The organism is Mesorhizobium sp. ZC-5 (genome assembly GCF_025753855.1).
In the GTDB taxonomy this organism is placed as follows: Bacteria; Pseudomonadota; Alphaproteobacteria; order Rhizobiales; family Rhizobiaceae; genus Neomesorhizobium.
Genome location: NZ_JAOWPT010000002.1, coordinates 632,033 through 656,869, shown reverse-complemented (window position 1 = coordinate 656,869; position 24,837 = coordinate 632,033). Strand labels below are relative to the sequence as shown.

29 protein-coding genes are annotated in these 24,837 nt (G+C 63.0%); 15 read left to right on the top strand and 14 right to left on the bottom strand.

Annotation, left to right across the window (positions count from 1 at the left end; all coding sequences use genetic code 11):
* Positions 1 to 19 precede the first annotated feature (19 nt).
* Positions 20 to 229: a YdeI/OmpD-associated family protein gene (locus OHD58_RS06470; RefSeq protein WP_263802250.1), complete on the top strand. Its 210-nt coding sequence runs from the start codon at positions 20 to 22 to the stop codon at positions 227 to 229.
* A gap of 12 nt (positions 230 to 241) precedes the next feature.
* On the opposite strand, the gene OHD58_RS06465 is transcribed toward OHD58_RS06470, so the two are convergent.
* Positions 242 to 979: a sulfate transporter family protein gene (locus tag OHD58_RS06465; protein WP_263802249.1), complete on the bottom strand. Its 738-nt coding sequence runs from the start codon at positions 977 to 979 to the stop codon at positions 242 to 244.
* 162 nt (positions 980 to 1,141) lie between these two features.
* On the opposite strand from OHD58_RS06465, the gene OHD58_RS06460 reads away from it, so the two are divergent.
* Complete coding sequence (locus tag OHD58_RS06460; RefSeq protein WP_263802248.1) at positions 1,142 to 2,134, top strand: adenosine kinase; 993 nt, start codon at positions 1,142 to 1,144, stop codon at positions 2,132 to 2,134.
* Positions 2,135 to 2,136: 2 nt separating this feature from the next.
* Here the strand turns inward: OHD58_RS06460 and OHD58_RS06455 are convergent, their stop codons facing one another.
* The 3 genes from OHD58_RS06455 to hrcA form a co-directional block, all read right to left on the bottom strand.
* Positions 2,137 to 2,769 carry a trimeric intracellular cation channel family protein gene (locus OHD58_RS06455; RefSeq protein WP_263802725.1) on the bottom strand — a complete coding sequence of 211 codons (633 nt, stop codon included), beginning with the start codon at positions 2,767 to 2,769 and terminating at the stop codon, positions 2,137 to 2,139.
* Between the two features lie 57 nt (positions 2,770 to 2,826).
* Positions 2,827 to 3,480: a nucleotide exchange factor GrpE gene (gene grpE, locus OHD58_RS06450; protein WP_263802247.1), complete on the bottom strand. Its 654-nt coding sequence runs from the start codon at positions 3,478 to 3,480 to the stop codon at positions 2,827 to 2,829.
* An 89-nt stretch (positions 3,481 to 3,569) separates the two neighbouring features.
* Positions 3,570 to 4,640: a heat-inducible transcriptional repressor HrcA gene (gene hrcA, locus OHD58_RS06445; protein WP_263802246.1), complete on the bottom strand. Its 1,071-nt coding sequence runs from the start codon at positions 4,638 to 4,640 to the stop codon at positions 3,570 to 3,572.
* A gap of 138 nt (positions 4,641 to 4,778) precedes the next feature.
* On the opposite strand from hrcA, the gene rph reads away from it, so the two are divergent.
* From rph to hemW, 4 genes are read left to right on the top strand one after another with little or no spacing between them, the layout of a single operon-like run.
* Complete coding sequence (rph, locus tag OHD58_RS06440) at positions 4,779 to 5,495, top strand: ribonuclease PH (RefSeq protein ID WP_263802245.1); 717 nt, start codon at positions 4,779 to 4,781, stop codon at positions 5,493 to 5,495.
* A 9-nt stretch (positions 5,496 to 5,504) separates the two neighbouring features.
* Positions 5,505 to 5,915 (top strand): VOC family protein, encoded by a 411-nt coding sequence (locus OHD58_RS06435; RefSeq protein ID WP_263802244.1) that lies wholly within the window; start codon positions 5,505 to 5,507, stop codon positions 5,913 to 5,915.
* Positions 5,915 to 6,559 (top strand): RdgB/HAM1 family non-canonical purine NTP pyrophosphatase, encoded by a 645-nt coding sequence (gene rdgB / locus OHD58_RS06430; protein ID WP_263802243.1) that lies wholly within the window; start codon positions 5,915 to 5,917, stop codon positions 6,557 to 6,559. The genes OHD58_RS06435 and rdgB overlap by 1 nt, the downstream gene beginning before the upstream one ends.
* Positions 6,556 to 7,719: a radical SAM family heme chaperone HemW gene (gene hemW, locus OHD58_RS06425; protein ID WP_263802242.1), complete on the top strand. Its 1,164-nt coding sequence runs from the start codon at positions 6,556 to 6,558 to the stop codon at positions 7,717 to 7,719. Before rdgB ends, hemW begins: the two co-directional genes overlap by 4 nt.
* Before the next feature lies 1 nt (position 7,720).
* Here the strand turns inward: hemW and OHD58_RS06420 are convergent, their stop codons facing one another.
* Positions 7,721 to 7,897, bottom strand: a complete 177-nt coding sequence (locus OHD58_RS06420; RefSeq protein ID WP_263802241.1) for a hypothetical protein — start codon at positions 7,895 to 7,897, stop codon at positions 7,721 to 7,723.
* A gap of 117 nt (positions 7,898 to 8,014) precedes the next feature.
* Between OHD58_RS06420 and rsmI the strand changes: the two genes are divergently transcribed.
* The 4 genes from rsmI to OHD58_RS06400 all read left to right on the top strand — a co-directional run bounded on the left by rsmI (position 8,015) and on the right by OHD58_RS06400 (position 11,645).
* Positions 8,015 to 8,923 carry a 16S rRNA (cytidine(1402)-2'-O)-methyltransferase gene (gene rsmI, locus OHD58_RS06415; protein WP_263802240.1) on the top strand — a complete coding sequence of 303 codons (909 nt, stop codon included), beginning with the start codon at positions 8,015 to 8,017 and terminating at the stop codon, positions 8,921 to 8,923.
* Positions 8,916 to 9,290, top strand: coding sequence for a YraN family protein (locus OHD58_RS06410; RefSeq protein ID WP_263802239.1), 375 nt, complete (start codon positions 8,916 to 8,918; stop codon positions 9,288 to 9,290). The genes rsmI and OHD58_RS06410 overlap by 8 nt, the downstream gene beginning before the upstream one ends.
* An 85-nt stretch (positions 9,291 to 9,375) precedes the next feature.
* Positions 9,376 to 10,194 carry a cyclase family protein gene (locus OHD58_RS06405; protein WP_263802238.1) on the top strand — a complete coding sequence of 273 codons (819 nt, stop codon included), beginning with the start codon at positions 9,376 to 9,378 and terminating at the stop codon, positions 10,192 to 10,194.
* A gap of 221 nt (positions 10,195 to 10,415) precedes the next feature.
* Positions 10,416 to 11,645 carry a flavin-dependent oxidoreductase gene (locus OHD58_RS06400; RefSeq protein ID WP_263802723.1) on the top strand — a complete coding sequence of 410 codons (1,230 nt, stop codon included), beginning with the start codon at positions 10,416 to 10,418 and terminating at the stop codon, positions 11,643 to 11,645.
* A 46-nt stretch (positions 11,646 to 11,691) separates the two neighbouring features.
* On the opposite strand, the gene OHD58_RS06395 is transcribed toward OHD58_RS06400, so the two are convergent.
* Positions 11,692 to 13,083 carry a cytochrome P450 gene (locus OHD58_RS06395; protein ID WP_263802237.1) on the bottom strand — a complete coding sequence of 464 codons (1,392 nt, stop codon included), beginning with the start codon at positions 13,081 to 13,083 and terminating at the stop codon, positions 11,692 to 11,694.
* Positions 13,084 to 13,273: 190 nt separating this feature from the next.
* Here OHD58_RS06395 and OHD58_RS06390 point away from each other — a divergent pair, with 190 nt between their 5' ends.
* The gene (locus OHD58_RS06390; protein ID WP_263802236.1) at positions 13,274 to 13,846 is read left to right on the top strand and encodes an NADPH-dependent FMN reductase; all 573 of its coding nucleotides are present in this window, start codon (positions 13,274 to 13,276) and stop codon (positions 13,844 to 13,846) included.
* A 48-nt stretch (positions 13,847 to 13,894) separates the two neighbouring features.
* On the opposite strand, the gene OHD58_RS06385 is transcribed toward OHD58_RS06390, so the two are convergent.
* Positions 13,895 to 14,818 carry an alpha/beta hydrolase gene (locus tag OHD58_RS06385; protein WP_263802235.1) on the bottom strand — a complete coding sequence of 308 codons (924 nt, stop codon included), beginning with the start codon at positions 14,816 to 14,818 and terminating at the stop codon, positions 13,895 to 13,897.
* Positions 14,819 to 15,267: 449 nt separating this feature from the next.
* On the opposite strand from OHD58_RS06385, the gene gyrB reads away from it, so the two are divergent.
* Entirely contained in the window at positions 15,268 to 17,742 is a 2,475-nt protein-coding gene (gyrB, locus tag OHD58_RS06380) for a DNA topoisomerase (ATP-hydrolyzing) subunit B (protein WP_263802233.1), read from the top strand.
* A complete protein-coding gene (locus OHD58_RS06375; RefSeq protein ID WP_263802232.1) occupies positions 17,742 to 18,266 on the top strand; it encodes a hypothetical protein in 525 nt (174 codons plus the stop codon). The genes gyrB and OHD58_RS06375 overlap by 1 nt, the downstream gene beginning before the upstream one ends.
* Before the next feature lie 43 nt (positions 18,267 to 18,309).
* Here OHD58_RS06375 and OHD58_RS06370 read toward each other — a convergent pair whose 3' ends face one another.
* Together OHD58_RS06370 and OHD58_RS06365 are read right to left on the bottom strand one after the other, a co-directional pair.
* On the bottom strand, positions 18,310 to 20,280 hold the full coding sequence (locus tag OHD58_RS06370) for an AI-2E family transporter (protein ID WP_263802231.1): 1,971 nt from the start codon (positions 20,278 to 20,280) through the stop codon (positions 18,310 to 18,312).
* A gap of 122 nt (positions 20,281 to 20,402) precedes the next feature.
* Positions 20,403 to 21,506 carry a saccharopine dehydrogenase family protein gene (locus tag OHD58_RS06365; protein WP_263802230.1) on the bottom strand — a complete coding sequence of 368 codons (1,104 nt, stop codon included), beginning with the start codon at positions 21,504 to 21,506 and terminating at the stop codon, positions 20,403 to 20,405.
* 123 nt (positions 21,507 to 21,629) lie between these two features.
* On the opposite strand from OHD58_RS06365, the gene OHD58_RS06360 reads away from it, so the two are divergent.
* On the top strand, positions 21,630 to 22,058 hold the full coding sequence (locus OHD58_RS06360; RefSeq protein WP_263802228.1) for an Lrp/AsnC family transcriptional regulator: 429 nt from the start codon (positions 21,630 to 21,632) through the stop codon (positions 22,056 to 22,058).
* 20 nt (positions 22,059 to 22,078) lie between these two features.
* Here the strand turns inward: OHD58_RS06360 and OHD58_RS06355 are convergent, their stop codons facing one another.
* The 3 genes from OHD58_RS06355 to OHD58_RS06345 are packed head-to-tail and all read right to left on the bottom strand — an operon-like array spanning position 22,079 to position 23,112.
* Positions 22,079 to 22,330 (bottom strand): DUF982 domain-containing protein, encoded by a 252-nt coding sequence (locus tag OHD58_RS06355; RefSeq protein WP_263802227.1) that lies wholly within the window; start codon positions 22,328 to 22,330, stop codon positions 22,079 to 22,081.
* 12 nt (positions 22,331 to 22,342) lie between these two features.
* A complete protein-coding gene (locus tag OHD58_RS06350) occupies positions 22,343 to 22,726 on the bottom strand; it encodes a DUF982 domain-containing protein (protein WP_263802225.1) in 384 nt (127 codons plus the stop codon).
* Positions 22,727 to 22,749: 23 nt separating this feature from the next.
* Positions 22,750 to 23,112: a nuclear transport factor 2 family protein gene (locus tag OHD58_RS06345; protein ID WP_263802224.1), complete on the bottom strand. Its 363-nt coding sequence runs from the start codon at positions 23,110 to 23,112 to the stop codon at positions 22,750 to 22,752.
* A 2-nt stretch (positions 23,113 to 23,114) separates the two neighbouring features.
* On the opposite strand from OHD58_RS06345, the gene OHD58_RS06340 reads away from it, so the two are divergent.
* Positions 23,115 to 23,513: a hypothetical protein gene (locus OHD58_RS06340; protein ID WP_263802223.1), complete on the top strand. Its 399-nt coding sequence runs from the start codon at positions 23,115 to 23,117 to the stop codon at positions 23,511 to 23,513.
* Positions 23,514 to 23,527: 14 nt separating this feature from the next.
* On the opposite strand, the gene OHD58_RS06335 is transcribed toward OHD58_RS06340, so the two are convergent.
* Together OHD58_RS06335 and OHD58_RS06330 are read right to left on the bottom strand one after the other, a co-directional pair.
* Entirely contained in the window at positions 23,528 to 24,148 is a 621-nt protein-coding gene (locus OHD58_RS06335; protein WP_263802222.1) for a DJ-1/PfpI family protein, read from the bottom strand.
* A 133-nt stretch (positions 24,149 to 24,281) separates the two neighbouring features.
* A complete protein-coding gene (locus OHD58_RS06330; protein ID WP_263802221.1) occupies positions 24,282 to 24,821 on the bottom strand; it encodes a DUF934 domain-containing protein in 540 nt (179 codons plus the stop codon).
* Positions 24,822 to 24,837: the final 16 nt, after the last annotated feature.

Here is a 24,837-nt window from a genome sequence, read left to right as displayed (position 1 = left end):
CAGGCGCGACCTCAACCCGATGCCCGATTTCGTCCGCGATGCACTCGGCGAGCGCAAGCTGATCGGTGTGTTTGAGGCAAGACCAGACTACCAGCGCAACGACTACCTCGGGTGGATCGCCAGCCCGAAGCGTGAGGAGACGCGGCAGAAGCGCCTCGCGCAGATGCTCGACGAACTCGAGCGCGGCGACGTCTACATGCGCATGGCGTGGCGGGCAGGCGAAAAGTAGCGAACCTTCCGCTCAGGCGGCGCGCCGCATCGCCATCGACGTGGAGAATTCCGGATCGCTGGCCGAGACCATCTTGTGCAGATGCACCATCATGGCCGCTGCAAACAACGGCGTCAGCAGGTTGAGCAGCGGTACGGCGAGAAACGCAGCGATGACCAGGCCGGCGAGGAAGACGGTGCCTGCATGCCTGCGTCGCAGTGCCTTGGCTTCCACCTCCGGCCGGAAGCGCATCGCCGCGAACTCGAAGAATTCCCGACCGAGCAGATAGCCGTTGACCAGGAAAAAAGCGGCGATATTGACGCCCGGGATCAGCAGGAGCAGCAACGCGACAATGTTGCCGAGGATGATCACACCGAAGAATTTCAACGACAGGATGATTGCCCGAGCGGCAGGAACAGCGCGGCCGGGCGGATCGTTGGCGTAGTCGGTTCTTTCCACCACCTCGGCCACATCGTCGAGGAAAAGCCCCGCGACAATGGCCGTCACCGGCCCGATCAGCAGCGCCAGCCCGAGCGCCAGGCCGATGCCGGCGACAATCGCGGCAAGGAGGCCGAGCCAACCGGCCCAACCAGGCAGGCCGGGTAGCAAGACATCGATCCATGGCAGCGCCAGAATATCGAACAGTTCCTTCAGCCCGAACCACAGCGCGATCAGTGCGAGCAGGGTCAGGCCGAGAGTCTTGAAGAAGACACCACGGAATTCCGGCGTGAACAGGCTCCCGGCGGCGGCACGTGCTGCCTCAAGGATCATCGGCAAGGTCTCCTTCCGTGTTCCTTGCGAGATAGGAACAGGCTGACGATGTCACAAGAATGGCGGCAAATAATGGGTTGCAATTGCCGGATGAACCCCGCTAAACCCACCCGCGACCGGCATTTCACTGCAGCCGGGAATGCCTGCCCTGCGGAGAACTTCATGAGCCAGTACGACGTGCTTTGCATTGGCAATGCCATCGTTGACATCATTGCCCAGTGCGACGACGCCTTCCTGGTCGACAATGGCATCATCAAGGGCGCAATGAACCTGATCGACGGTGACCGCGCCGAGCTTCTCTACAGCCGCATGGGTCCGGCAATCGAGGCTTCGGGCGGCAGTGCGGGCAATACTGCTGCCGGCATAGCAAGTTTCGGCGGCCGTGCTGCCTTTTTCGGCAAGGTGTCGTCCGACAAGCTTGGCGAAATCTATGCGCACGACATCCATGCGCAAGGCGTCGCCTTCGACACCAAGCCACTGACCGGCGAACCGCCAACCGCCCGTTCGATGATCTTCGTCACGCCGGACGGCGAGCGCTCGATGAACACCTATCTCGGCGCCTGTGTCGAACTCGGGCCCGAGGATGTCGAGGACGACAAGGCCGCCGGTGCCAAAGTGACCTATTTCGAAGGCTATCTCTGGGACCCGCCGCGCGCCAAGGAAGCGATCCGCATGACGGCCAAATTGGCGCATGCCGCCGGGCGGGAGGTCTCGATGACGCTTTCCGACCCGTTCTGCGTCGGCCGCTATCGCGATGAATTCCTGGATCTCATGCGGTCCGGCACTGTCGATATCGTCTTTGCCAACGAGAGCGAGGTCAAGTCGCTGTACGAAACCTCCTCCTTCGAGGCGGCCCTCGAGGCCATTCGCAAGGATTGCAAGGTTGCCGCCGTGACGCGCTCGGAACATGGTTCCGTCATCGTACGAGGCGACGAAACCGTCACCGTCCGGGCGATCGAGATCGAGCAGTTGGTCGATACGACCGGGGCGGGCGATCTTTATGCGGCTGGCTTTCTCCATGGCTACACCAGCGGCCGCAGCCTCGAAGTGTGCGGCAATCTGGGTTCGCTCGCCGCCGGGCTCTGCATCCAGCAGATCGGCCCGCGTCCAAGGCAGAACCTGCGCGTCGAGGCTGAACAGGCCGGACTGATCTAAGCTTACGGAATGTCTTCGGGCCTGCGTCCCGGCCGGCTCTTGTAGGCCGGGAAACTCCAGCCGAATTTCAGCGCGCCGCCGCGTACGGCGAAAGCAGTGACAAAGGCGACGACCGCCGAGGCAAGCGTCGGAACACCGGCGATGTCGAGAACAGTGAAGGTTGTCGCGCCCGCAAGCGCGGCAGTCACATAGATCTCCGGCTTCAGCAGAACCGACGGCTCGCCGGCCAGCATATCGCGCAGGATTCCGCCGAATGTGGCGGTGAGCATGCCCATGACGACGGCGACCGGCGCCGAGCCCGTAACGATCAGTCCCTTGGCTGCACCCATCACCGAGAATGCGGCGAGCCCAAAGGCGTCGAGCCAAAGCAGCAGTTTGTAGCGCGACTCGACCCGGTGCGCGGTGAAAAACACGCCGACAGCGACCAATGCGCAGATCGCCACGTAGTCCGGGTTGATCACCCAGAAAACCGGGACAGCCAGGATCAGGTCCCGAAAGGTGCCGCCGCCAATGCCGGTGACGCTGGCCAGGAACAGGAAGCCGATGATGTCCAGTTGCTTGCGCGAAGCGGCAAGCGCGCCGGTGGCGGCAAACACGGCGACGCCGGCATAGTCCAGGAGCAGGATAGGGTTCATCAGCGAATAGTCGTACACTACTCGCCTCTATCCGCTACTCCCTGCTTGCTATTCGTTTCAAGCATCCTTCTCGGCCTGCTCGTTGACCGGCCCCGGCTCGACCGGACCGTCATTGACCGCCGCCTGCTTGGGGCCGCCCTTGGAGACGCCGACCATGGCCGGGCGCAGCACCCGCTCGCCGATCGAATAGCCCGGCTGCACCACCTGCACGACCGTATTGGCCGGAACGTTCGGGTTGGGCACCTCGAACATCGCCTGATGGAAGTTCGGGTCGAACTTTTCACCTTCGGGCGCAAGCTTCTTGACGCCGTGGCGCTCAAGCGCCGACAGCATGGCGCGCTCCGTCATTTCGACACCCTCGATCAGCGCCATGAAGCCGGCATCGCCGGCTGCCTTAGCCTCGGCCGGAATCGCATCGAGAGCGCGGCGCAGATTATCCGACACCGACAGCATGTCGCGGGCGAAGTTGGAGACCGCGTAGGACCGCGCGTCGTGCACGTCGCGGGCGGTGCGACGGCGCAAATTTTCCATTTCGGCCGCGACGCGCAGCGCGCGATCCTTCAGTTCCTCGTTTTCCTTGACGAGGCGCACCACTACCTCGTAGTCGCCATCGGCGCCCGGCGCCTCTGCAGCCGCATCGGAGGCTGCCTGCTCCATTTCGTTCAATTCATTCTCTTCGGGCGCGCGTTCGTTTTTCGCCTGGTCGCTCATCGCCATTTCCCGTCAGTCGGATTGGTTTGGAATTGCGCCCGATATCGAGGTTCGGGCGGCAAAAATCAAGGGTAAACGGGTATTTCGGATTAACGCAGCATGCGGCTGATCAGTTGCGCGGTGTAATCCACCATCGGCACGATGCGCGCATAATTGAGCCTGGTCGGGCCTATGACGCCGAGCGCTCCGACGACACGGGAATCCTTGTCGCGATAAGGCGCCACCACCAGCGACGAACCCGACAGCGAGAACAGCCGGTTCTCGGAGCCTATGAAGATGCGCACGCCGGAGCCTTCTTCAGCCAGGTCGAGCAGCTGCATCAGCCCGTCCTTGGTCTCCAGATCCTCGAACAGATGTTTCAACAGCTCGATATCGGCCTGGGCGGTGACGTTTTCCAGGAGATTGGCGCGGCCGCGCACGATCAGCCGGGCAGGCAGGTCGCTTTCGGTGCCGGCCCACACCGCAAGTCCCTTCTCCACCAGATCCTGCGACAGCGTGTCGAGCGCTGCCTTGGTTTCTTCCCGCAATCTGGCGATCTCTGTCTTGGCTTCGGCCAGTGTGCGGCCCCTGATATGGGCGTTGAGGTAGTTCGACGCCTCATGAAGTTGGGACGTGGTGACGCCGGCCGGCAGGTCGACGACTCGGTTTTCGACGTCGCCGTTCTGCGACACCATCACCGCCAGCGCCTTGGTCGGTTCCAACTGAATGAACTCGATGTGCTTGAGCGCCGCTTCACTCTTGTTCGCCAGCACCAGACCGGCGCCGCGCGACATGCCGGAGAGCATTTGGCTCGCCTCGGTCAGCATCTGCTCCAGCGTTGCACCGCTGCCCGAGGCTTTGACCTGCGCCTCGATGACCCGCCGTTCATCGTCGGACAGGTCGCCGACTTCCATGAACGCATCGATGAAAAGCCTGAGGCCTTTCTGGGTCGGCAGCCGGCCTGCAGAAATATGCGGCGCGTAGACGAGGCCGAGATGCTCCAGGTCGCTCATCACGTTGCGTACCGTCGCCGGCGACAGCGAATGCGGCAGCATGCGCGACAGATTGCGCGAGCCCAGCGGCTCGCCTTCCTTCAGGTAGGTGTCGACGATCAGCCGGAAGATATCGCGCGACCGTACGTCGAGCGATTGCACTGTCTGGTCGATGACGGGCTTCGTCACTCTGCGCCTACCTCCGTGGCTGAAGATATAGACTGCCTGCGGGGGAACACAACATGGGCCATGCCAGGGCATTTTCCTTTGCGTGGTCGTCCGCATGTGGTTACAAGCCGCCAGGATCTGAAAAGCGAAAGAAAACGAATGCGCCCTTCCAAACGCCAGCCCGACGAAATGCGTGCGATCTCCTTCGAGCGCGGCGTCTCCAAACATGCGGAGGGCTCCTGCCTGGTTAAGTTCGGCGACACCCATGTGCTGTGCACGGCAAGCCTTGAAGAGCGGGTGCCGGGCTGGATGCGTAATTCCGGCAAGGGCTGGGTAACCGCGGAATACGGCATGCTGCCGCGCGCCACCGGCGAGCGCATGCGCCGCGAGGCTTCGGCCGGCAAGCAGGGCGGCCGCACGCTGGAGATCCAGCGGCTGATCGGCCGCTCCCTGCGCGCCGTGGTCGACCTGCAGGCGCTCGGTGAAATGCAGATCACCGTCGATTGCGACGTGATCCAGGCCGATGGCGGCACCCGTACCGCCTCGATCACCGGCGGCTGGGTGGCGCTGTATGACTGCCTGCGCTGGATGGAGACCCGCCAGATGGTCAGCGTCCAGAAGGTGCTGAGGGACCATGTGGCGGCAATTTCGTGCGGCATCTGCGACGGGCAGCCGGTCATCGACCTGGACTACGTCGAGGATTCCGCCGCCGGCACGGACGCCAATTTCGTGATGACCGGCAAGGGCGGCATCGTCGAGATACAGGGCACCGCCGAAGGCGTTCCGTTCTCGGAAGATGAATTTTCAGCGCTGATGGGCCTTGCCAAGAAGGGTATTTCCCGGCTGGTCAGCCTGCAGCAGATGGCGGTGGCTTGAGGAGCCCAGATGCGGCCTTCCGCGATCCTCGAATCCGCGCTCTACGTGACCGATCTCGCGGAGGCGGAAACATTTTACCGTGAGACGATTGGCCTTGAGCTGGTCGGCAAGGTCGAAGGCCGGCATGCCTTCTTTCGCTGCGGCCAAGGCGTGCTTTTGCTGTTCAACGCGGATGCAACGCGAAATCCGCCCCCGCCCGATGCAAAACTCCCGGTGCCGCCACACGGCACGCACGGGCCAGGCCATCTTTGCTTTTCAGCGAGCGGCGATGAAATCGACCGGTGGAAACAGCATCTGAGCGCGAAGGGCGTCGCCATCGAGGCAGGCTTCGAATGGCCGCAGGGCGGCCGCTCGATCTATTTCCGCGATCCGTCCGGCAATTCCATCGAATTTGCCGAACCTCGTATCTGGGGACTGTAATGGACATGCTCGGCCGCAAAATCGTCGTCGCCAGCCATAATGAAGGCAAGCTTCGCGAATTCGCCGACCTGATGGCGCCATTCGGCTTCGAAGCAAAGTCGGCCAAGGAATATGGCCTGCCTGAGCCGGACGAGACCGGCACGACCTTCGAGGAAAATGCCTATATCAAGGCGTTTGCGGCAGCCCAGGCGACCGGCTTGCCGGCGCTTTCGGACGATTCCGGCCTCGTCGTCGACGCGCTCGACGGCCAGCCCGGCGTCTACACCGCCAACTGGGCGGAAAAGCCCGAGGGCGGCCGCGATTTCATGATGGCTATGCGGAAGACCGAAGACCTGTTGCAGGCCAAAGGTGCCACGTCACCGAAAGATCGCACCGGCCGTTTCGTTGCCGTCATCTGCCTTGCCCAACCGGACGGCAGCGCCGAATATTTCCGTGGCGAAGCGGAGGGTACGCTGATCTGGCCGCCGCGCGGCGACAAAGGATTCGGCTACGACCCGGTGTTCCTGCCGGTTGGTTTTTCGCAGACGTTCGGCGAGATGACGGCCGAAGAAAAGCATGGCTGGAAACCAGGCCAGCCGACGGCGCTGTCGCATCGCGCCCGCGCCTTCCAGAAATTCGCTCGCGCCAGACTGGGATCGGAATGATCGCGCCCGACGACCGGACGCCGGGTTTCGGCGTCTATGTCCATTGGCCGTTCTGCGCGGCCAAATGCCCTTACTGCGACTTCAATTCTCATGTCCGCCACCAGCCGGTCGACCAGGAACGGTTTTCCCGCGCCTTTGCCACCGAACTGGCTCATATGCGCGCCCGCACCGGGCCGCGCGGCGTTACCAGCATTTTCCTTGGCGGCGGTACGCCATCGCTGATGAAGCCGGAGACGGTCGGCGCAGTGCTAGACGCGATCGCGAAAAACTGGACGGTCCCCGAAGGCATTGAGGTGACGCTTGAAGCCAACCCATCCTCAGTCGAAGCCGAACGGTTCCGCGGCTATCGTGCCGCCGGCGTCAACCGGGTGTCGCTCGGGGTGCAGGCACTCAACGACACCGACCTGAAATTCCTCGGCCGGCTGCACAATGTCGCAGAAGCGCTGCAGGCGATCGGGCTGGCACGCGAAATCTTTCCGCGGCTGTCCTTCGACCTGATCTATGCGCGGCCGAAGCAGACGCCGGAAGCCTGGGAAAAGGAATTGGAGGAGGCGATCGGTCACGCAGCCGACCATTTGTCGCTCTACCAGCTGACCATCGAGGAAGGCACGCCTTTCCACGCCCTGCACGCGGCGCGCAAATTTGCCATTCCCGACAACGATCACGCGGCTGAACTCTACGCGCTCACCCAGGAAGTGACGGCAGCGCATGGTTTGCCGGCCTATGAAATCTCCAATCACGCCAGGCCGGGTGCCGAAAGCCGCCATAACCTGACCTACTGGCGCTACGGCGAGTATGTCGGCGTCGGTCCGGGAGCGCATGGCCGCTTCGTCGAGGACGGGCGGCGGATCGTGACCGTGACGGAGCGCATGCCGGAAACCTGGGCCAATCTTGTCGAGGCAAAAGGCCACGGTGTCGTCGACGGCGAGCTTTTGTCACGCTCGGAAGAGGCCGACGAGTTCCTGCTTATGGGCCTGCGGCTCGCCGAAGGCATCGACCTGGCGCGCTACGAGGCCCTTTCAGGCCGCGCGCTGGCTTCCGACCGCCTGTCGGTTCTGCAAGGCGAAGGACTGGTCGCGCCGGTCGGCAATTCGCGGCTGCGCGCCACGGCGCAAGGCATGATCGTGCTTGATGCAGTGGTGGCGGACCTGGCGCGGTAGCTCAGCCTTTGCGGTCGGAAACTGCTTTACGTTTACCGGCTTTCTTCGCAGCCGGAAGTACCGGAGCATCCGCTGGCTTCGGATCAGGTTTCTTGCCCGGAAGCTCTACTGAAGCGAACTTGTTCTTCCGCCCCGCATAATAAGGGTCGAAAGAACCGCAAAGTTGCAGCGTGTTCATCGATTTCCTCCCGAGAACCGAAAGAACTCATGGGTGGCTGATTTTGTTCCCGACTGAGGAATCCCGACGCGAATTCTCCGTTTTGCAACAGCTCCGCCTCCATGCGAAGAAAGGCCAATGAGCGAAAATCCGGATCAGCGCAGAACATACATGATCGGGCAGACCGAGATTGTCGCGCGGCCGCTCGAGCAGGCGCTCTATCTGGTGGCGACGCCGATCGGCAATCTCGCCGACATCACGCTCAGAGCGCTGGAAACACTGGCCGGCGCCGACATCGTCGCCTGCGAGGATACACGCGTTACCCGGGTGCTGCTCGACCGCTACGGCATCCGCCAACGCAGCACCGCCTATCACGAACACAATGCCGCCGAGGCCGGGCCACGACTGATCGAGGCGCTGTCGTCAGGCAGAAGCGTGGCTCTGGTTTCCGACGCCGGCACGCCGCTGGTCTCCGACCCCGGCTTCAGGCTTGTCGGCCAGGCACTGGAGGCCGGTATCAGGGTGGTGCCGATCCCTGGTCCGTCCGCAGTGCTGGCGGCGCTGACAGCATCAGGGCTGCCGTCCGACGCCTTTCTGTTTGCCGGCTTCCTGCCGGTGAAGGACGGGCAGAAACGGACGCGGCTCGAAGCGCTGAAATCGATACCGGCAACACTGATCTTCTTCGAATCGCCGCGCCGTGTCGCCGACACATTAGCCGCGATGGCTGACGTGCTGGGGGTTGCACGACCCGCCGCGATCGGCCGCGAACTGACGAAAACCTTCGAGGAAATGCGCACCGGCACGCTTTCGGCGCTTGCTGCACACTACGCCGAAGCCGACACGCCGAGGGGCGAGATCGTCGTCTGTGTCGGTCCGCCGGGAGAAGCCCCGGCTGCCGAACCGGAAGAAGTCGACCGGCTGCTTCTGTCATTGGCGAGCGAACTGCCGGCGTCGAAAGCCGCCGCCGAAGCGGCACGCATGACCGGCGGCCACAAGCCGGCGCTCTACCGGCGCCTGATGGAGCTCAAGGGCGCCGCCGGTGGCTGATTTCAAGGCCAGGCGCTTGAAAGCCTATCGCCGCGGCCACCGCGGCGAATGGCTGGCCGCCCTTGCCCTGATGCTGAAAGGCTATCGCATCGTCGCCCGCCGCTACCGCACCAAACTTGGCGAGATCGACCTGATCGCCCGGCGCGGCGACCTCGTGTTGATCGTCGAGGTCAAGGTCCGCGCCACGCTGATCGAGGCTATGGATGCCATCGCCCGGCAATCCGAGCGTCGCATCGAAGCCGCCACCGATCTCTGGCTGTCGCGCCAGCCGGATCATGGCCGCCTGTCGATCCGCTTCGACATGGTGGCGGTGCTGCCGCGCCGCTGGCCGGTGCACGTCGAAAACGTGTTCTACGGCCGCAACTGATTGCGAAACACCAGCCTCTTGCGCGGCGCCTTACCTAGCGTCATCCTGCCCGCTGCTAGAATTCATTCCCAGCGAGGTAATCGAAATGTGCCATCATTGCGTTATCGAAAACGTCAAATCGGGCATGCTGTCGCGCCGCGACTTCTTCAAGGGAACCGCTGCCGCCGGGGTCGCGGCGGTTGCCGTTGCAGCTTCCCCGACGCCGCTATTCGCCCAGACGCCGGCCAAGGCGGAGGATCTGACCCACGAGATCTGGGACAAGTTCCCGACCTATTTCGGCGGCCAGCAGCTCTTCATCGAGCAGAAATTCAGCCACGCCAAGGACACCTTCAATCTCAATGAATGGCGGATCAGCGAGCACACCGGCACCCATATCGACGCACCGCTGCATTTTACCGCCGACGGCAAATCGGTCGCCGAACTGCCGGTCGAAGATCTGATCGCGCCACTGGTGGTGATCGATATCCGCGCCAAGGCGGCCGAGAACGAGGATTCGCAGGTAACCCCCGACGACATCAAGGCGTGGACGGACGCCAATGGCGACCTGCCGGACGGTGCGGTGATCGCCATGCTGTCGGGCTGGGATGCGCATGTGGCGACCGACAAGTTCCGCAATCTCGGCGACGACGGCAAGACCATGCATTTCCCAGGCTTCCATGTCGAAGCGGTCAAACAACTGCTCGAAGGAACCTCCAAGGCGATCGCCGTCGACACGCTTTCACTGGATTTCGGCGCGTCACCGGATTTCATCGTGCACAACACCTGGCTGCCGTCAGGGCGTTACGGCATTGAAGGCGTCGCCAACCTCGGCAGCGTGCCGGCTAAGGGCGCTACCATCGTGGTCGGCGCACCCAAGATAAAAGGCGCCACCGGCGGCCCAGCGCGCATTTTTGCTTTTGTGTGAGCAGTCGAGTGAGGCCGTAACCGACCCCCGGATGACGCTGACAGAAGGCGGTGTCGGCGTCCCGTCGCGCGAAATTTGCACGTAACCGTTGCACTGGCTATCCTCCTCCCCATCGAGGAAGCGGATGGTCGGCCTATTGGCGTGCATCCGCGCTGAGTCATTTGTTACAGACAACCGCACCAATAGGCTGTGCCGTAAGTCAAACAACAAAGAACAGAACCATGAAAGCGTTGATCGCCGGCGGCGGCATCGGCGGACTGACCACCGCCCTGTTCCTGCATAGTGCCGGCATAGAAGTCGAAGTGTTCGAGCGAGCCGAAGAGATCCGGGAACTCGGTGTCGGCATCAACATGCTGCCTCACGCCGTCAAGGAGCTGGCGAGCCTGGGATTGCTTGAAGCCCTCAGCACCCAGGGGATCCGAACCCGAGAACTGATCTACGCCAACCGCCTCGGCCAGACTGTTTGGCAGGAATTGCGGGGCATCGATGCAGGACTCGATTTCCCGCAGATCAGCGTTCACCGGGGCAAGCTGCTTGGCCTTCTCCATAAGGCAGTTGTCGAGAGGCTGGGGCCGGGCGCAATCCGCACCGGTTGGCAGGTTGAGAGTTTCCGGCAGGCCGAAGGCAGCGCCTCCGTCGAGATCAGCGGGCAAGGCGGCACGCATACGATGGCATCCGGCGACTTGCTGATCGGCGCGGATGGTATTCATTCCACCGTGCGACGGCGGCTCTTTCCCGATGAAGGTCCGCCGATCTGGAACGGCGTGATGCTCTGGCGCGGTTGCACCGACTGGCCGACATGGCGGGACGGCCGCACCATGGCGATCGCTGGCGGCAACCAGGCGAAGTTCGTTTTCTATCCGATCGAGGCGGACCCGGCACGGCCGGATATGCGGCTCACCAATTGGGCGGTGATGGCCAAAACCGGCATCCCTGGCAGCTCACCGTTGCGCCGCGAAGACTGGAGTCGACGCGGCGCCCTGACGGAAGCGCTTCCCTTCGTGCGCAATCGCTTTCGTCTCGACTTCGTCGAACCGGCGGACATCATCAACGCGACCGGTGAATTCTATGAATATCCCAACTGCGATCGAGATCCGCTGCCGCGATGGTCGTTCGGCTGCGTCACTCTTCTGGGGGACGCAGCCCATCCGATGTATCCAGTCGGTTCGAATGGCGCGAGCCAGGCCATTCTTGATGCACGCAGCTTGATGACACATCTGCGTTCTGCAAATTCCGTCGAGGCGGCATTAGGCGCTTACGATGTCGAACGGAGGGGGCAGACGGCACAGATCGTCCTCGCCAATCGCCAGGGCGGCCCCGAAGGTGTGATTGATATGGTCGAGGCGCGCGCGCCGGACGGTTTCGAGGACCTGGAAAAGATCGCCTCCTATGACGAACGCGAAGCGGTGGTTCGAGGTTATGCCAGCCTCACCAGATTAGCGAAACGCTAGCTGCACTTGCCCGGTGATCCGTGCCGTCAAAGCTGCATAACGTCCTTCATCCGTCTCCCCGAACCGTCCGCCGCCGCGTCACCCGCATCGGCAGGCCGCCTTGCGGCTGTGTCGTCAGCTTCTGCACAGGCCAGGGCTTCGTCGCGGGTGTCGTGTCGAACCGGTAGCGCGACAGAAGCACGCCGAGCGCGATCACCGCTTCCTGCATGGCGAAGCTGGCGCCGATGCAGACACGCGGGCCGGCGCCGAACGGCAGGTATTGGTAGCGGTCGATCTTGTCGCGGTTTTCCGGGTGGAAGCGCTCCGGCATGAAGGCGTCCGGCTGATCCCACAATTTGCGATGCCGATGCACCGTCCACGGCATCATCAGGACGGCCGCGCGCTTCGGGATTTTCAGGCCCTTGTAGGTTTCCGGCTCGATCGGCTCACGGTTGATCGATGGCGCCGGCGGATAGAGCCGCAGCGCTTCCTCGAAAGCGGCGCGGGTGAACGGCATGGCATCCAGCCACTTCGCCGGGTTCGGCTCGCGTGCCAGCACCGCGTCGATCTCGCTCTCGACGCGGTCGCGTTCCCACGGCGCCTCCGCCAGGCAATAGAGCGTCCAGCCCAGCGCACGCGCCGTGGTCTCGTGGCCGGCGCCGATGAAGGTGATGATGTTGTCCTCTATCTCGCCGCGGGTCAGACCGTCTGGACCTTCGGCACGCAACAGCAATGTCAGGAAATCCTCGGGCGCACACTTCGGATCGCGCTTGATGCACTCCTCGCGCATCGCCACCGTGTCGGCGACGATCTTGCGGAAATAGGCCATCGTCTTGCGGCCGCGCAGCCGGGTGAGGCGCGGCAGCCATTCCGGCGCGCGCAAGAGGTCGAGCGGGTCGACGCGGCCCATGGTTTCGAACAGATGGTCGATCTCGCGGGCAAAGGTGCCCTGGCCGCCCGCGATCTCGCCCGAAAACAGCGTTTCAGCGAGGATGTCGTAGGTGAGCATGGTCATGTCATGCGCGATGTCGACCGGCTCGGGCGCATTTTCGTATTTGGCGACGAACTCTTCGGTGCGCTTCAGCATCGGCGCGGCGAAACCGAAAATGTGGCGCGGCGTGAACACTGGCGCCATCGCCTTGCGCGAGCGCTTCCAGACGTCGCCCTCGGCGGTCAACAACCCGTCGCGCAGGATCGGCCGCAGGATCATCTGGCGCACCGTCGCCATCTTGTAGTTCTTGGCGTTGTCGACCAGTACGTGGCGAATGAGGCCGGGATCGTTGGCGATCACCAAAGGCCCGCCGATGCCGTTCACCGAGATCCACGGCTCGTTGTAGGAAGGTTCGCCCCACAGTTCGAGCGGATTCCGGTAGACGATGCGGATCATCTCCAGTGTCGAAGGCGGGCTGGTGCGCGGCTTTGGCGCCGGCGGCACGAAGGGGGCGGGTTTGCTGTCCATCGAGGCTCCGCTGATCGTACCAATGTAGTAAGCCCGGAAGCGGGCGTCCATGTGACCGAACTGCAAGCCGGCTCCGCGACGCCGTATTCAATCCGGCTGAATGCCGTGTTGCCTAAAGGTGCAGCTTGCAGGGCGCCGCCGCCTGCCATAGGTGCAGTCACCAAAAGGTACCACAGCGCAGGAGCATCGAGTGACCCTTCGACTGAACGTCATCATCGCCAGCACGCGGCCGGGCCGCGTCGGCCCGGTCTTCGGCAAATGGTTCGACAATTTCGCCCGCCAGCACGGCAGGTTCGATCCAGTGCTGGTCGACCTGGCTGACTTCAACCTGCCGGTCTACGACGAGCCCCGCCATCCGCGCCTCGCCCAGTACGAGCACGAACACACGAAAGCCTGGGCGGCGTCGGTCAAATCGGCGGATGCGTTCGTCTTGGTCACGCCGGAGTACAATTATTTCGCGGCGCCCTCGCTGGTGAACGCGCTCAATTTCGTGCTCTCCGAATGGCACTATAAGCCGGCCGGCTTCCTGAGCTACGGCGGCGTGTCCGGCGGCCTGCGGGCGGTGCAATCGGCAAAACCGCTGCTGACGTCCCTGAAGATCATGCCGATTCCCGAAGGCGTGCCGATCTTCAGCTATCAACAGCATCTCGATGCCGACGGCGTCTTCAAGCCGACCGAAATCATCGAGAAGAGCGCCACCACGATGCTCGACGAACTGCATCGCTGGGCGGAGGCGCTGAAACCGCTGCGTGGAGCGGCATAACGCTAGGCCAAGCCGCCCAGTGGCTTGCCGACCGGCAGAAAGCCCTGCCTATTTCATCGAAACAGTAGCCGCGCCGGCAAGCCATTCGCCGACCAGCCTGGCATCTTCGTCGTCAAGGCCATGGCCCGCCGGGATCATATGCGCGATAACGTGGGCGCCATTCCTGGCAAGCACTTTTTCCAGCGCCGGCGCGTAACGGGCGTAAAGTCCATCGTTCTTGCCGGCGACGACCAGGAAATTCGCGGCCGCAAGATCGGCGACTGGAGGCTTGTCCAGCACTGGCATCGAACGCAGAAGCGCCGCGCGCTGGACGAGGCCGGGATGCAGCAGCGACAGCGCCGCCACCAGGTTGGCGCCATTCGAATAGCCGACGAACGTGGTGCGCATCAGATCGAAACCATAGGCTTTCGACGCAGCCCTCAGGAATATCGCGAAGGCGTCGGCCTCGGCACGGATGTCGTTCTGGTCGAAGCGTACCGGCGTCACCCGGCGATACCAGCGCGTCACGCCGTCCTGAACAACGCGGCCGCGCACGGCAAGCAATGTCGCGTTGGGCGCGATCTGCTGCGCCAACGGCAGCAGGGTCGATTCGTCGCCGCCGGAACCATGCAGCAGTACCAGCGTCTCGCCGCTCGGCCGTTCCGGCCGGTAGAGCCTGTGAACGAAGCCCAGTTCCGGATGGATTTCCTTGCCGCTCACTGCCACCCCGACACTGTTTTCCTGTTTTGGCTTTGCCGCGTCCTTGACCACGGTGCTAACGCCGCGCTTGCCTCGCACACGGGGCAGAACCAGCTTCGCCTCGTTGCCGATGCAGGCGGCGGGGATTTCACCTTCGAAGGTCGAACCGAGAGCCTCGCTGCGATCCACCTTCTTGGCAGCGGCGCAGCCGGAGTTTTCGGCTGCATAGCCGCTTCCCGTCAATCCCAACATTATCGCAAGCGCGAGCGCGCCCCATCGATGCTTTGTCGCCATGAGAGCCCAAGCTGACGGTGGAAGGTTAACGGGACCTTTCGCCCAGGAGGTCCGCATCATGCTGGCGACCATCCTCCTCCCGGTGTTGCGCCGAAAGCTTCGATACGCGCTGGCTCCACCATCGCCTGCCGCATCGGAAGGCCGGTCTCTAGTCGATCAGGACCCACCTGTCACCCATAAATGTTTCAAGTCGAAATTTTTCGCGAGGAGGTGTTGTGGCGAGGGCACAATTCGCTGCCGGCGGGTGCCTGAGGCAGGATTTCCGACAAGCATCTGTCAAAGTTCCATCGGATTTGCGAGTTTCCTCGTTTTTTGCCGGAAACAGCCGCAAAAACGCCTCCAAAATTTGGAAAACGACCCTCGAACGCCTATATCTCCAAAGACTACAGGCGCGTGATTCGGGGACTGATCGACGCGCCTTTTCTACGGCAGAACCACGAAAGCATTTCATGAGCGATACGCCCGACATCACACCCGGCGAAACCCCCGAATATGGCGCGGATTCCATCAAGGTTTTGAAGGGGCTGGACGCAGTCCGCAAACGGCCGGGCATGTATATCGGCGACACCGATGACGGTTCCGGCCTGCACCACATGGTCTACGAAGTGGTCGACAACGCCATCGACGAGGCGCTGGCCGGCCACGCGGACCTTGTGACGGTGACGCTTAATCCCGACGGCTCCTGCACGGTCATCGACAATGGGCGCGGCATCCCGACCGACATCCACACCGGCGAAGGCATTTCGGCCGCCGAGGTCATCATGACCCAGCTGCATGCCGGCGGAAAGTTCGACCAGAATTCCTACAAGGTCTCCGGCGGTCTGCATGGTGTCGGTGTCTCGGTCGTCAACGCGCTGTCTGTGTGGCTGAAGCTGAAGATCCGCCGCGACGGCAAGATCCACGAGATGAGCTTCACGCACGGCAACTCCGACGCGCCGCTGAAGGTGACCGGGACCTACGAGCCCGACAAGCAGCCTGGCACCTATGAGGGACGCAGCGGCAGCGAGATCTCCTTCATGCCGTCGACCGAGACCTTCACCATGGTCGAGTTCGACTACGGCACGCTGGAACACAGGCTGCGCGAACTGGCCTTCCTGAATTCCGGCGTGCGCATCGTCTTGACCGACAAGCGCCATGCCGACGTCGTGCGGCAGGAATTGCATTACGACGGCGGGCTGGAAGAATTCGTCAAATACCTCGACCGCGCCAAGAAGCCGCTGATCGGCGCCCCGATCGCCATCAAGGCGGAGCGCGACGGCATCACCGTCGAAGTCGCCATGTGGTGGAACGACAGCTACCACGAGAACGTGCTCGCCTTCACCAACAACATTCCCCAGCGTGACGGCGGCACTCATCTTGCCGGCTTCCGCGGCGCGCTGACGCGTCAGGTCACCGGCTATGCCGAGAGTTCCGGCATCGCCAAGAAGGAAAAGGTCACCATTACCGGCGACGATTCCCGAGAGGGGCTGACTGCCGTGCTCTCGGTAAAGGTTCCGGACCCAAAATTCTCCTCGCAGACCAAGGACAAACTGGTCTCGTCGGAAGTCCGCCCGGTCGTCGAAAGCCTGGTCAACGAGGCGCTCGGCACCTGGTTTGAGGAACATCCCTCCGAAGCGAAGACCCTGATCGCCAAGGTAGTGGAGGCGGCCGCGGCGCGCGAAGCCGCCCGCAAGGCGCGTGAACTCACCCGCCGCAAGGGTGTGCTCGACATCACCTCGCTGCCCGGCAAACTCGCCGACTGCCAGGAGCGCGATCCGGCCAAGTCCGAGATATTCATCGTCGAGGGCGACTCCGCAGGCGGCTCCGCCAAGGGTGGGCGTTCACGCCAGAACCAGGCGATCCTGCCCTTGCGCGGCAAGATCCTCAATGTCGAGCGCGCCCGCTTCGACCGGATGCTCGGCTCCGAGATGATCGGGACGCTGATCACCGCGCTCGGCACGTCGATCGGCAAGGATGAGTTCAACGCCGACAAGCTGCGCTATCACAAGATCATCATCATGACCGACGCCGACGTCGACGGCGCCCACATCAGGACGCTGCTGTTGACGTTCTTCTTCCGGCAGATGCCGGAGCTGATCGAACGCGGCCACCTCTATATCGCGCAGCCGCCGCTCTACAAGGTCACCAAGGGCAAGAGCGCCCAGTACATCAAGGATGAGAGCGCCTTCGAGGATTTCCTCATCGGCTCCGGCCTCGAGGAAGCATCGCTCAGCCTGTCGTCCGGCGAAGTCAGGACCGGACAGGACCTGCGCGCCGCCGTCGACGACGCGCTCGCCATCCGCACCCTGATCAACGGGCTGCATTCGCGCTACAGCCGCACGGTGGTCGAGCAGGCGGCGATCGCCGGCGCGCTCAATCCCGACCTGTTCGGCGATCTCGGCCGCGCCAACGCCATGGCGGAGAGCATCGCCCGCCGCCTCGACCTGGTGGCGGAGGATACCGAGCGCGGCTGGCAGGGTCGCACCTCGACCTCCAACGAGGGCCCCGGCGGCTATGTCTTCGAGCGCACGGTGCGCAGCGTCAAGGAATCCGCCACGCTCGACATGGGACTGCTCGGCTCCGCCGACGCGCGCGCCCTCGACCGTTATGCGACCCGTCTCGGCGAGGTCTACGCAGCTCCGCCGGTACTGCGCCGCAAGGAGGTTTCGGAAACGCTCGCGGGCCCGCTGGCGCTTCTCGATGCGGTGTTCGCCACCGGCCGCAAGGGCCTTACGATGCAGCGCTACAAGGGCCTGGGCGAAATGAACGCCGAACAGCTGTGGGAGACGACGCTCGATCCGAACGTCCGCTCGCTGCTGCAGGTGAAGGTGAACGATGCCACCGATGCCGACATGCTGTTCTCCCGGCTGATGGGCGACGAGGTCGAGCCGCGCCGCGATTTCATCCAGGAGAACGCGCTGAGCGTCGCCAATCTGGATGTTTGATGCCTAGGGGCTATAAGCCGGCTTCATTCCTCGTTCTGGCAGCCGCCATGATCGTCTCACCTGCGGCTGCCGCCTGCGATGGCCCGCTCCTGAAACGGCTGATGGACGCGCCATTGCCCGAAAAGGCGAGCGACACCATCGACGTTATGGAACAACAGAGCGCCGAGGGCGGTGTCTGGGAAATCCACATCGATGAAACGTCGGGAAAACCGCGCTATCTGGTCCGCACCGATTTCGGCGAAACCGGACGGCAACAAACAAGATTGACGATCGCAGCGCCGGACTCGTTCGCGATAGCCCGTACCCGTTTCATCTACTCCGCCCCGATCTACATCGCTGGTTCGGACGTCATTCGCCAGGAGACCGATTTCTATGTCTATTGCGACGGCAAGCTCGCGCTGCCGTCACCAGAAGACGCTGGCGACCGCCCGGATTATCGCCGGGCTGCCGACGAAGCGTGGAAGACGTTCGAGGCCGGCGAAATCTCGATCCACGTCGCGGGGCTGAAGCGCCCGAAATCCTGACGCATCGCCCGCGTCGCCATGATCGGCAGCAGCCCAGCACCTGTCAGACGCTTTCCTTGGCCTTCGTCTTCGGCTTTGCCGGTTTACGCCGCTTCTGAACCCGCCGCGGCGCCGGCTTGATCGCCACCGCGACCTCATCCGACAGCGCGCCGGCGACGGCTTCAGTCAGCTTGTGGGCAACGAAATCGCAATTGATGGAGGCGGTCAGCTTGGCGTCGCTGAAGTGATCCTCGGGCGGAAGCCAGAACGCCACGCCAACGCGCAACGTCTTGTGGGCCCGCTTGATCCGGCGGACCATGTAGCGCGCATGAGCAACGGAATCGCCGTTCAGATAGGCGATCGCCACTGAATGCAGCCCCTCGAAGTCGAGCCGGGCGATGCTGCCGGAGGCAATTGCCCTGGTCTCGGCGAGGCGTGCCGTGGCGCCGTGCGCGGTCAGCACCTGCGCGAGCATCGCAGCCGACGCTTCGTCGAGTTCGCCGCGTCCGCCGATGCAAAGCACCGTCTTGCCTTCGCCGTCGGGCAGGTCGACATCATCATCGTCCTCCTCTTCATCAGCTTCTTCGTCGTCCTCCTCCGCCGCTTCCTCCTCGGCGTACTCTTCGAGATTGTCGACCAGCGTCATCGCGCCTTCGGCAACGCGCTGGCGGCGGGCCTCGTCCATGACGCCCCGGGCGCGGTCAAGTTCACCGAGCGCCAGGGCCGGAATGGCGACTTTTTCGTAGAAATCGAACAGATCGTTGTCGACCAGAAACTCTTCGGCGCGGTCGGTCGCCTCGTCCGGGTCGCCGGCCAGCAGACGCTGGTAGAGCGCTTCGTGCGGTTCCAGGACCGGCTCGCTGCCGAACAGCACGTCGAGGAATTCGAACTGCGGCACATGCCGCCCGAGCACCACCAGGCAGACGGTCAGCGGCGTCGACAAGAGCAGGCCGAGCGGTCCCCATAGCCAGGTCCAGAAGATCGCCGCGACAATCACCGCCAGCGGCGACAATCCCGTACGCGACCCGTAAAGCCACGGTTCGATCGCATTGTTGCTGATGAGTTCCACGACGATGAACAGTGCCGCGGTCCAGAGTACCATCGTCCAGCCGGGATCGACGGCGAGCGCCAGCACCAGCGGGAAGATCGCAGCGATGATCGGCCCGATATAGGGTACGAAGCGCAGCACCAGCGCCAGCAGTCCCCACAACAGCGCGTTGGGTACGCCGATGATCCACAGCCCGATGCCGATCGGGATTGCGTAGGTGACGTTGACGATCAACTGCATCAAAAGGTATTGCCCGACCCGCTTGCCGGCGTCCTGCAGCGCCTCGGTGGTGCGGTGGAGATCGCTGGCGCCGACCAGCCTGATGAAGCGGTCGCGCAGGTCCTCGCGCTTAACCAGCATGAAGATCACCACAACGATGATTATGCCGCCCGTGGCGAGCGGCTCGAGCAGCGGCCCGATGATGGTCTGCAACACCTGAAGAGGCTGCAATTCCGGCTCGATCACCTCGACCGGCAACGGCTTGACCTGCGGCTGCTCGTTCACCCCCGCCGGGTTGGTGCCTGCCGGCGGATCGTTCCGCCTGATCTCGGCGCCCAGCCGCTCCAGCAGGCGCGACACCCGGTTGACGATGCCCTCGCCGACATTGGCGTCCTTGACGACGCGAACCTTGGCCTCGATGTTGGACTGGTAGAGCGGCAGGTTTCCCGCCAGCACGCCGAGCTGTGTCGCCACGATGGCGCCGAACAGCGTAATCGCCGCAAAGGCCGCTATGACCGTTGCGATGACAGCGGCAATGCGCGGCAGGCGGAACTTCCTCAGCCAGGAAACCACCGGCGCCAGCGCGAAGGTCAACAGCACGGCGACGGCCAGCGGCAGGAAGATGTCCTTGCCGAAATAAAGGGCCGCCACGGTAGCCGCCACGGTGATCAAAGTGGGATAGGTAACAGCCGGCGCATGCGCTTGTGGAACGAGCGTGTCGATCTTCACCCGCGGCGAAGGCGCGGGACCATTGGCTGTCGTATTCATTCCCGCGGCTTTCCTGGCATGCGCCGCATTGGTTGCGGCGTCACGCGGCTATAACCACCGAGCACGCTTCCGGTTCCAATGCACCGGCGACGCCTCGGATGCCTACCGTAGAACGGGAAAGTTCACGCCACCAGACGGCCCGCCGGTTCCGATTGCGCATAGGCGCGGCCGAAACGGTTGGCGAGAAACGCATCGAGCGCGATATCCTCCTGCTTGACGAAGCCTTTCGCCGGCAAACTGCCGTCCGCCAGCATGTCGAGCACCGCGCAGATGCCCGATGCCGTGGTAATCTGGATGGCACTGCGGACCACCTCGCCGTCGCGGCGGCTGTAGATCTTGTTGGCGTAGGTCTCCTGGAGCAGCCGGCCGTTCTTGCGGCCGCTGACCGTGACGAAGACAATGACGACGTCCTGCAGGGTCGCCGGCAGCGCACTTTCGAAAATGTCCTTCAGCACATCGCGGCGGTGGCGCAGGCCGAGATCGTTGAGCAGCGCCTTCATGATCGCCGCATGGCCCGGGTAGCGGATGGTGCGGTAGTTCAGCGTGCGTACCTTGCCCCTGAGCGTTTCGGCCAGCGTGCCCAGTCCGCCGGAGGTGTTGAATGCCTCATAGGTGACGCCATCGAGCGAGAATTCCTCGCGCTCCTCAAGTGGCGGCACCTCGACCAGCTGGCCCTCGACGATCGCCTCGCACGGCTCGCAATATTCGTTGATGACGCCGTCCGTACTCCAGGTCAGATTGTAATTCAGCGCGTTGGACGGATATTGCGGCAGCGCGCCGACCCGCATGCGAACGCTTTCCAGGCTGTCGAAGCGACCGGCGAGATCGTTGGCAACGATCGAAATGAAGCCCGGCGCCAGGCCGCATTGCGGAATAAAGGCACTGTTGCCGACGCGCGCCAGTTCCTTGACGCGTCGCGTGCTGACGACGTCCTCCGTCAGGTCGAGATAATGGATGCCGGTGCTGGCAGCGGCCTCGGCGATCCGCGTGGTGAGGTGGAACGGTGCGGCGCTCAGCACCGCGAATTTGCCGGCCAGCACCGCTTCGAGCGCCGCGGCATCCTCGATATCAAGCTCCTGCGTCGCCACGGGATGCGACACTTCGAGCGCCTGCAACTGGGCGGCGGATCGGTCGACCACCGTCATCCGATAGTCCCCGCTTCCGGCCAGCATGTCGGCGATCGTCGCGCCGATCTTGCCCGCGCCCACCACCACAATGTCCTTCATCGATGCGTCCTTCCGCCTGCACGAGATTTAACGCAGGATCGCAGATCGCCCGTCGAAAAGGAGCATGCATTTTGCGCATATTGAAGTATATGATTGGACATTTCGACGATGGATGATTGCTGAATGACGACAGAAGCCGATCAGGCGCTGCTTTCACTGCTGCGCGAAAACGCTCGCGCCTCGACTGCCGACCTCGCCCGCCGGCTCGGCGTCTCGCGAACCACGGTACAGAGCCGCATCGAACGCCTGGAGAAACGCGGCATCATCGTCGGTTACGGGGTGCGGCTCGCGCCGGATTACGAACAGAAGCTGGTCCGCGCGCATGTGCTGGTCACCGTGACGCCCAAACTCGCCGACAAGGTGGTTGCCGCCCTCCGCGCCATCGCTGCCGTGCGGACGCTGCATTCCGTCAGCGGCAATTTCGACATGATCGTCATCGTTGAATCGCCATCGATCGGTGACCTCGACAGGCTGATCGATACGGTCGGTTCGCTGGATGGCGTGGAGCGCACCCTGTCGTCGATCATCTTGTCTACCCGGATCGACCGATAGTTCGCGGCAGCACGTTGACGCTAGTCGTTCACAAGCACGCCAGCATGGGCGGCTAGCCCCGCAAACGCTTCCCGGGCTTCAGCTGGTGTCGCCTTGCCGGCGGCAGCCGCCTCGACCACCTCGCGGGTCGATTGATAAACAGGCCCACGTCGGGCATGCGGCCAGTCGATCAGCACTTCACATGCACCCTCGACCGTCTTGACGGTACGCAACGTCTTGTCGCTGCCAACCTGCAGCTTGACCGGGCTTTCGAAGGCGATGCGGTCTGTCATCTTCGTCTCCATTCAGCGATGGGCCTGGCCCTGTTCGAGGATATCGGCTTCGCGTGCCGCTTCGGTGAAGGCTTTTTCCGCGTCGATGGTCGACCGGTGCCCGTCGATTACCTTCAGGCAGGCATCGAGCGCGTCGCGGTGACGCGGACCGCGATCCGCCGGCCAGCAATACATCAGGCAGTCGAGCGCCTGGTGCGCATCGGCAACGGTACGGGCCTGGCCGAACTGCTTGAAGCGGACCTTGATCGCATGAGAAAAACGCTTGTCTTCCATGACGGGAGAAACGCGCGGCGGGTTTCGCAGTTCCGCGCCGCGCCGGGACATTTGTCGCCGACTGCACCCTAAACATTGAAGTGGCTGCGCCCGTATCGTCGGCGCAACCACTTCCAGTTGCATGATGAAGCCGGGGGCCGCCCCGCCTACTCCGCCGGCACGCGATCGAGGAAGCCCGTGATCCTGGCAAGCCGGCCGGCTTCGACGACAGCGAAGTCGGTACCCTGGATGGGTGCCTCCGTCCCTTCGGGTCCAAGTTCCCATGAAAAGCGCAGATAATCGGCGTGGCCGTCAACGCCGTCCATCAGCTTGAAGCGGAAGCCCGGAAACCGCTGGTGAACGCCGGCGATCAACGCATCGACGCCGTCATGGCCGTCGCCATTCATGATCGGGTCGACATAGCTGACATCGCGGGTAAACGCCTTTTCGATCAGCGACCGGCGTTGCACGGCGTCGGTTTCGTTCCAGGCTTCGATATAGGCGACGGCAAGTTCGGTTGCGGCGTTCATTGATGAATCTCCTTGTTGAACGCCATGTTTTCTCCCGACCGGCGGATGGAGGCGATTACGCGCCGGGTAATACATTTAGTTTTTGCCCCCGAAAATTTAATTCAAATTTTACTCTGTTCGAGCTTTGCACTTGCGTCATTGCTGCATTGCGGGAACCATTCGGAAGCGGGTGTGTTGGTCCAGTAACAGGCAACAGGATAGGAAAAATGTCCCGCAGCAACGGCGATAAGTCGAACACACTACCGGCAAGCATCCGGCGCCAGGCCGGCACCGAAGCGAACAGGCGATATTTGCGCGCGCTGCCGGAATTTCGCGTCGATTCCGAACTGCCCCTGGATTTGCACAGGATGCTTGGCGAAATGGAACGCGCCGAAGCGCGTTCCACACGCGGCGATCGCTAACCGCCCACGGATATCTACGCGGCCAGCGGCGATTCCCGCATCAAGATCTCGCCATGCTTCACATCGGTACCGAGCACCTTCAGGCATTCGCGCATGAAAGCGGCGAGACCTGGCCAACCCTTCGCCGAGACCAGATTGCCGTCGACATGAGCGCCGTTCGGCGCGACATCAATGTAGATGCCGCCGGCCAGGGTCACTTCCGGTTCGCAGTAATGCAGTGCGGCGACTTGCCTGCCGCGCACCACGCCATCTACGGCGATCAGGATCTGGACGCCATGACAGATCGTGAAAATCGGCTTGCCGGTGTCGTGAAAGTGGCGAACCATCGCCTGCACCCGCTTGTCGATGCGAATGTATTCCGGCCCCCGCCCGCCCGCGCAATACACGGCGTCGTAGTCCTCCAGCCGCACCTCTGAAAACGTCTTGTTGAGAATGTAGTCGTGGCCCAGTTTCTCGGTGTAGGTCTGGTGCCCTTCGAAGTCGTGCAGCGACGTCTTCAGCACGTCGCCCGCCTTCTTGTCGGGGCATACCACATGCACGGTGTGGCCGACCGCGTGCATCGCCTGCTCGAAGACGAAAATCTCGTATTCCTCGCTGAACTCGCCGACCAGCATCAGGATTTTCTTGCCTGCCATTTCTTCCTCCCTCGATGATTTATTTCACGGTCCGAAATAATCCGGAGCATCGTATGGCGGGAAAATGGAAAGGAAAAGCCCGAAAAGCGGATTTGGTCGGACCAGATTCAAGGATGAAGAATTCGGATATGAGCTACCGAGTGCGGCGCCAGGAGTAATTAGCGCCCTTGGCGGGAGTTCCCGCCGGCTTGGCCGTCGGTTGGTAATAGAGCGGAATGCCGCCGGTATCGCCGGCTTCGAGACGCTCGATCAGCACCGGATGCGAGATTTCGAATTCATCGAACCCAAGCCGCAGCATGTGCGGCAACTGGTCGATCAGCACCTGGCCGGTGGCACGCACCGCTCCGGTGAAACTGTGCCGGCTCCGCAACAATTCCGCCTTGGAAAAGGAACGGCCGTCAGTGAAGGCCGGAAAAGCCAGGGCCACCAGCGACAGCACGTCGAGAAACGGCACGATCTTCTCCAACTGGTCGCCCGGCAGCAGCAGCACGCCGAGGCGCTCCGCCGCCGACTTGCGGACTTCCGGATCAAGCTCGACGAAGGCCTGCAGCGGCAGGATGAAACGGCCATTGCCCACGAGTGCGTCTTCGCTTTCGGCGTGGCTCCACTCGTCCTCGCGAAAGCCCTGCGTGGTCCACAGGCGCGATGCCGTCTGCGCGGTCGGTTCGGTCATGAAATGTCTTTCCGTG

Excerpts from the sequence above, each read along its gene's own strand:
- OHD58_RS06470 (WP_263802250.1), top strand. The coding sequence starts at position 20 with ATGCCCGATTTCGTCCGCGATGCACTCGGCGAGCGCAAGCTGATCGGT.
- OHD58_RS06465 (WP_263802249.1), bottom strand. The coding sequence starts at position 979 with ATGATCCTTGAGGCAGCACGTGCCGCCGCCGGGAGCCTGTTCACGCCG.
- OHD58_RS06460 (WP_263802248.1), top strand. The coding sequence starts at position 1,142 with ATGAGCCAGTACGACGTGCTTTGCATTGGCAATGCCATCGTTGACATC.
- OHD58_RS06455 (WP_263802725.1), bottom strand. The coding sequence starts at position 2,769 with ATGAACCCTATCCTGCTCCTGGACTATGCCGGCGTCGCCGTGTTTGCC.
- grpE (WP_263802247.1), bottom strand. The coding sequence starts at position 3,480 with ATGAGCGACCAGGCGAAAAACGAACGCGCGCCCGAAGAGAATGAATTG.
- rph (WP_263802245.1), top strand. The coding sequence starts at position 4,779 with ATGCGCCCTTCCAAACGCCAGCCCGACGAAATGCGTGCGATCTCCTTC.
- OHD58_RS06435 (WP_263802244.1), top strand. The coding sequence starts at position 5,505 with ATGCGGCCTTCCGCGATCCTCGAATCCGCGCTCTACGTGACCGATCTC.
- rdgB (WP_263802243.1), top strand. The coding sequence starts at position 5,915 with ATGGACATGCTCGGCCGCAAAATCGTCGTCGCCAGCCATAATGAAGGC.
- hemW (WP_263802242.1), top strand. The coding sequence starts at position 6,556 with ATGATCGCGCCCGACGACCGGACGCCGGGTTTCGGCGTCTATGTCCAT.
- OHD58_RS06420 (WP_263802241.1), bottom strand. The coding sequence starts at position 7,897 with ATGAACACGCTGCAACTTTGCGGTTCTTTCGACCCTTATTATGCGGGG.
- rsmI (WP_263802240.1), top strand. The coding sequence starts at position 8,015 with ATGAGCGAAAATCCGGATCAGCGCAGAACATACATGATCGGGCAGACC.
- OHD58_RS06405 (WP_263802238.1), top strand. The coding sequence starts at position 9,376 with ATGTGCCATCATTGCGTTATCGAAAACGTCAAATCGGGCATGCTGTCG.
- OHD58_RS06400 (WP_263802723.1), top strand. The coding sequence starts at position 10,416 with ATGAAAGCGTTGATCGCCGGCGGCGGCATCGGCGGACTGACCACCGCC.
- OHD58_RS06395 (WP_263802237.1), bottom strand. The coding sequence starts at position 13,083 with ATGGACAGCAAACCCGCCCCCTTCGTGCCGCCGGCGCCAAAGCCGCGC.
- OHD58_RS06385 (WP_263802235.1), bottom strand. The coding sequence starts at position 14,818 with ATGGCGACAAAGCATCGATGGGGCGCGCTCGCGCTTGCGATAATGTTG.
- gyrB (WP_263802233.1), top strand. The coding sequence starts at position 15,268 with ATGAGCGATACGCCCGACATCACACCCGGCGAAACCCCCGAATATGGC.
- OHD58_RS06375 (WP_263802232.1), top strand. The coding sequence starts at position 17,742 with ATGCCTAGGGGCTATAAGCCGGCTTCATTCCTCGTTCTGGCAGCCGCC.
- OHD58_RS06370 (WP_263802231.1), bottom strand. The coding sequence starts at position 20,280 with ATGAATACGACAGCCAATGGTCCCGCGCCTTCGCCGCGGGTGAAGATC.
- OHD58_RS06365 (WP_263802230.1), bottom strand. The coding sequence starts at position 21,506 with ATGAAGGACATTGTGGTGGTGGGCGCGGGCAAGATCGGCGCGACGATC.
- OHD58_RS06360 (WP_263802228.1), top strand. The coding sequence starts at position 21,630 with ATGACGACAGAAGCCGATCAGGCGCTGCTTTCACTGCTGCGCGAAAAC.
- OHD58_RS06355 (WP_263802227.1), bottom strand. The coding sequence starts at position 22,330 with ATGACAGACCGCATCGCCTTCGAAAGCCCGGTCAAGCTGCAGGTTGGC.
- OHD58_RS06350 (WP_263802225.1), bottom strand. The coding sequence starts at position 22,726 with ATGCAACTGGAAGTGGTTGCGCCGACGATACGGGCGCAGCCACTTCAA.
- OHD58_RS06345 (WP_263802224.1), bottom strand. The coding sequence starts at position 23,112 with ATGAACGCCGCAACCGAACTTGCCGTCGCCTATATCGAAGCCTGGAAC.
- OHD58_RS06340 (WP_263802223.1), top strand. The coding sequence starts at position 23,115 with ATGAATCTCCTTGTTGAACGCCATGTTTTCTCCCGACCGGCGGATGGA.
- OHD58_RS06335 (WP_263802222.1), bottom strand. The coding sequence starts at position 24,148 with ATGGCAGGCAAGAAAATCCTGATGCTGGTCGGCGAGTTCAGCGAGGAA.
- OHD58_RS06330 (WP_263802221.1), bottom strand. The coding sequence starts at position 24,821 with ATGACCGAACCGACCGCGCAGACGGCATCGCGCCTGTGGACCACGCAG.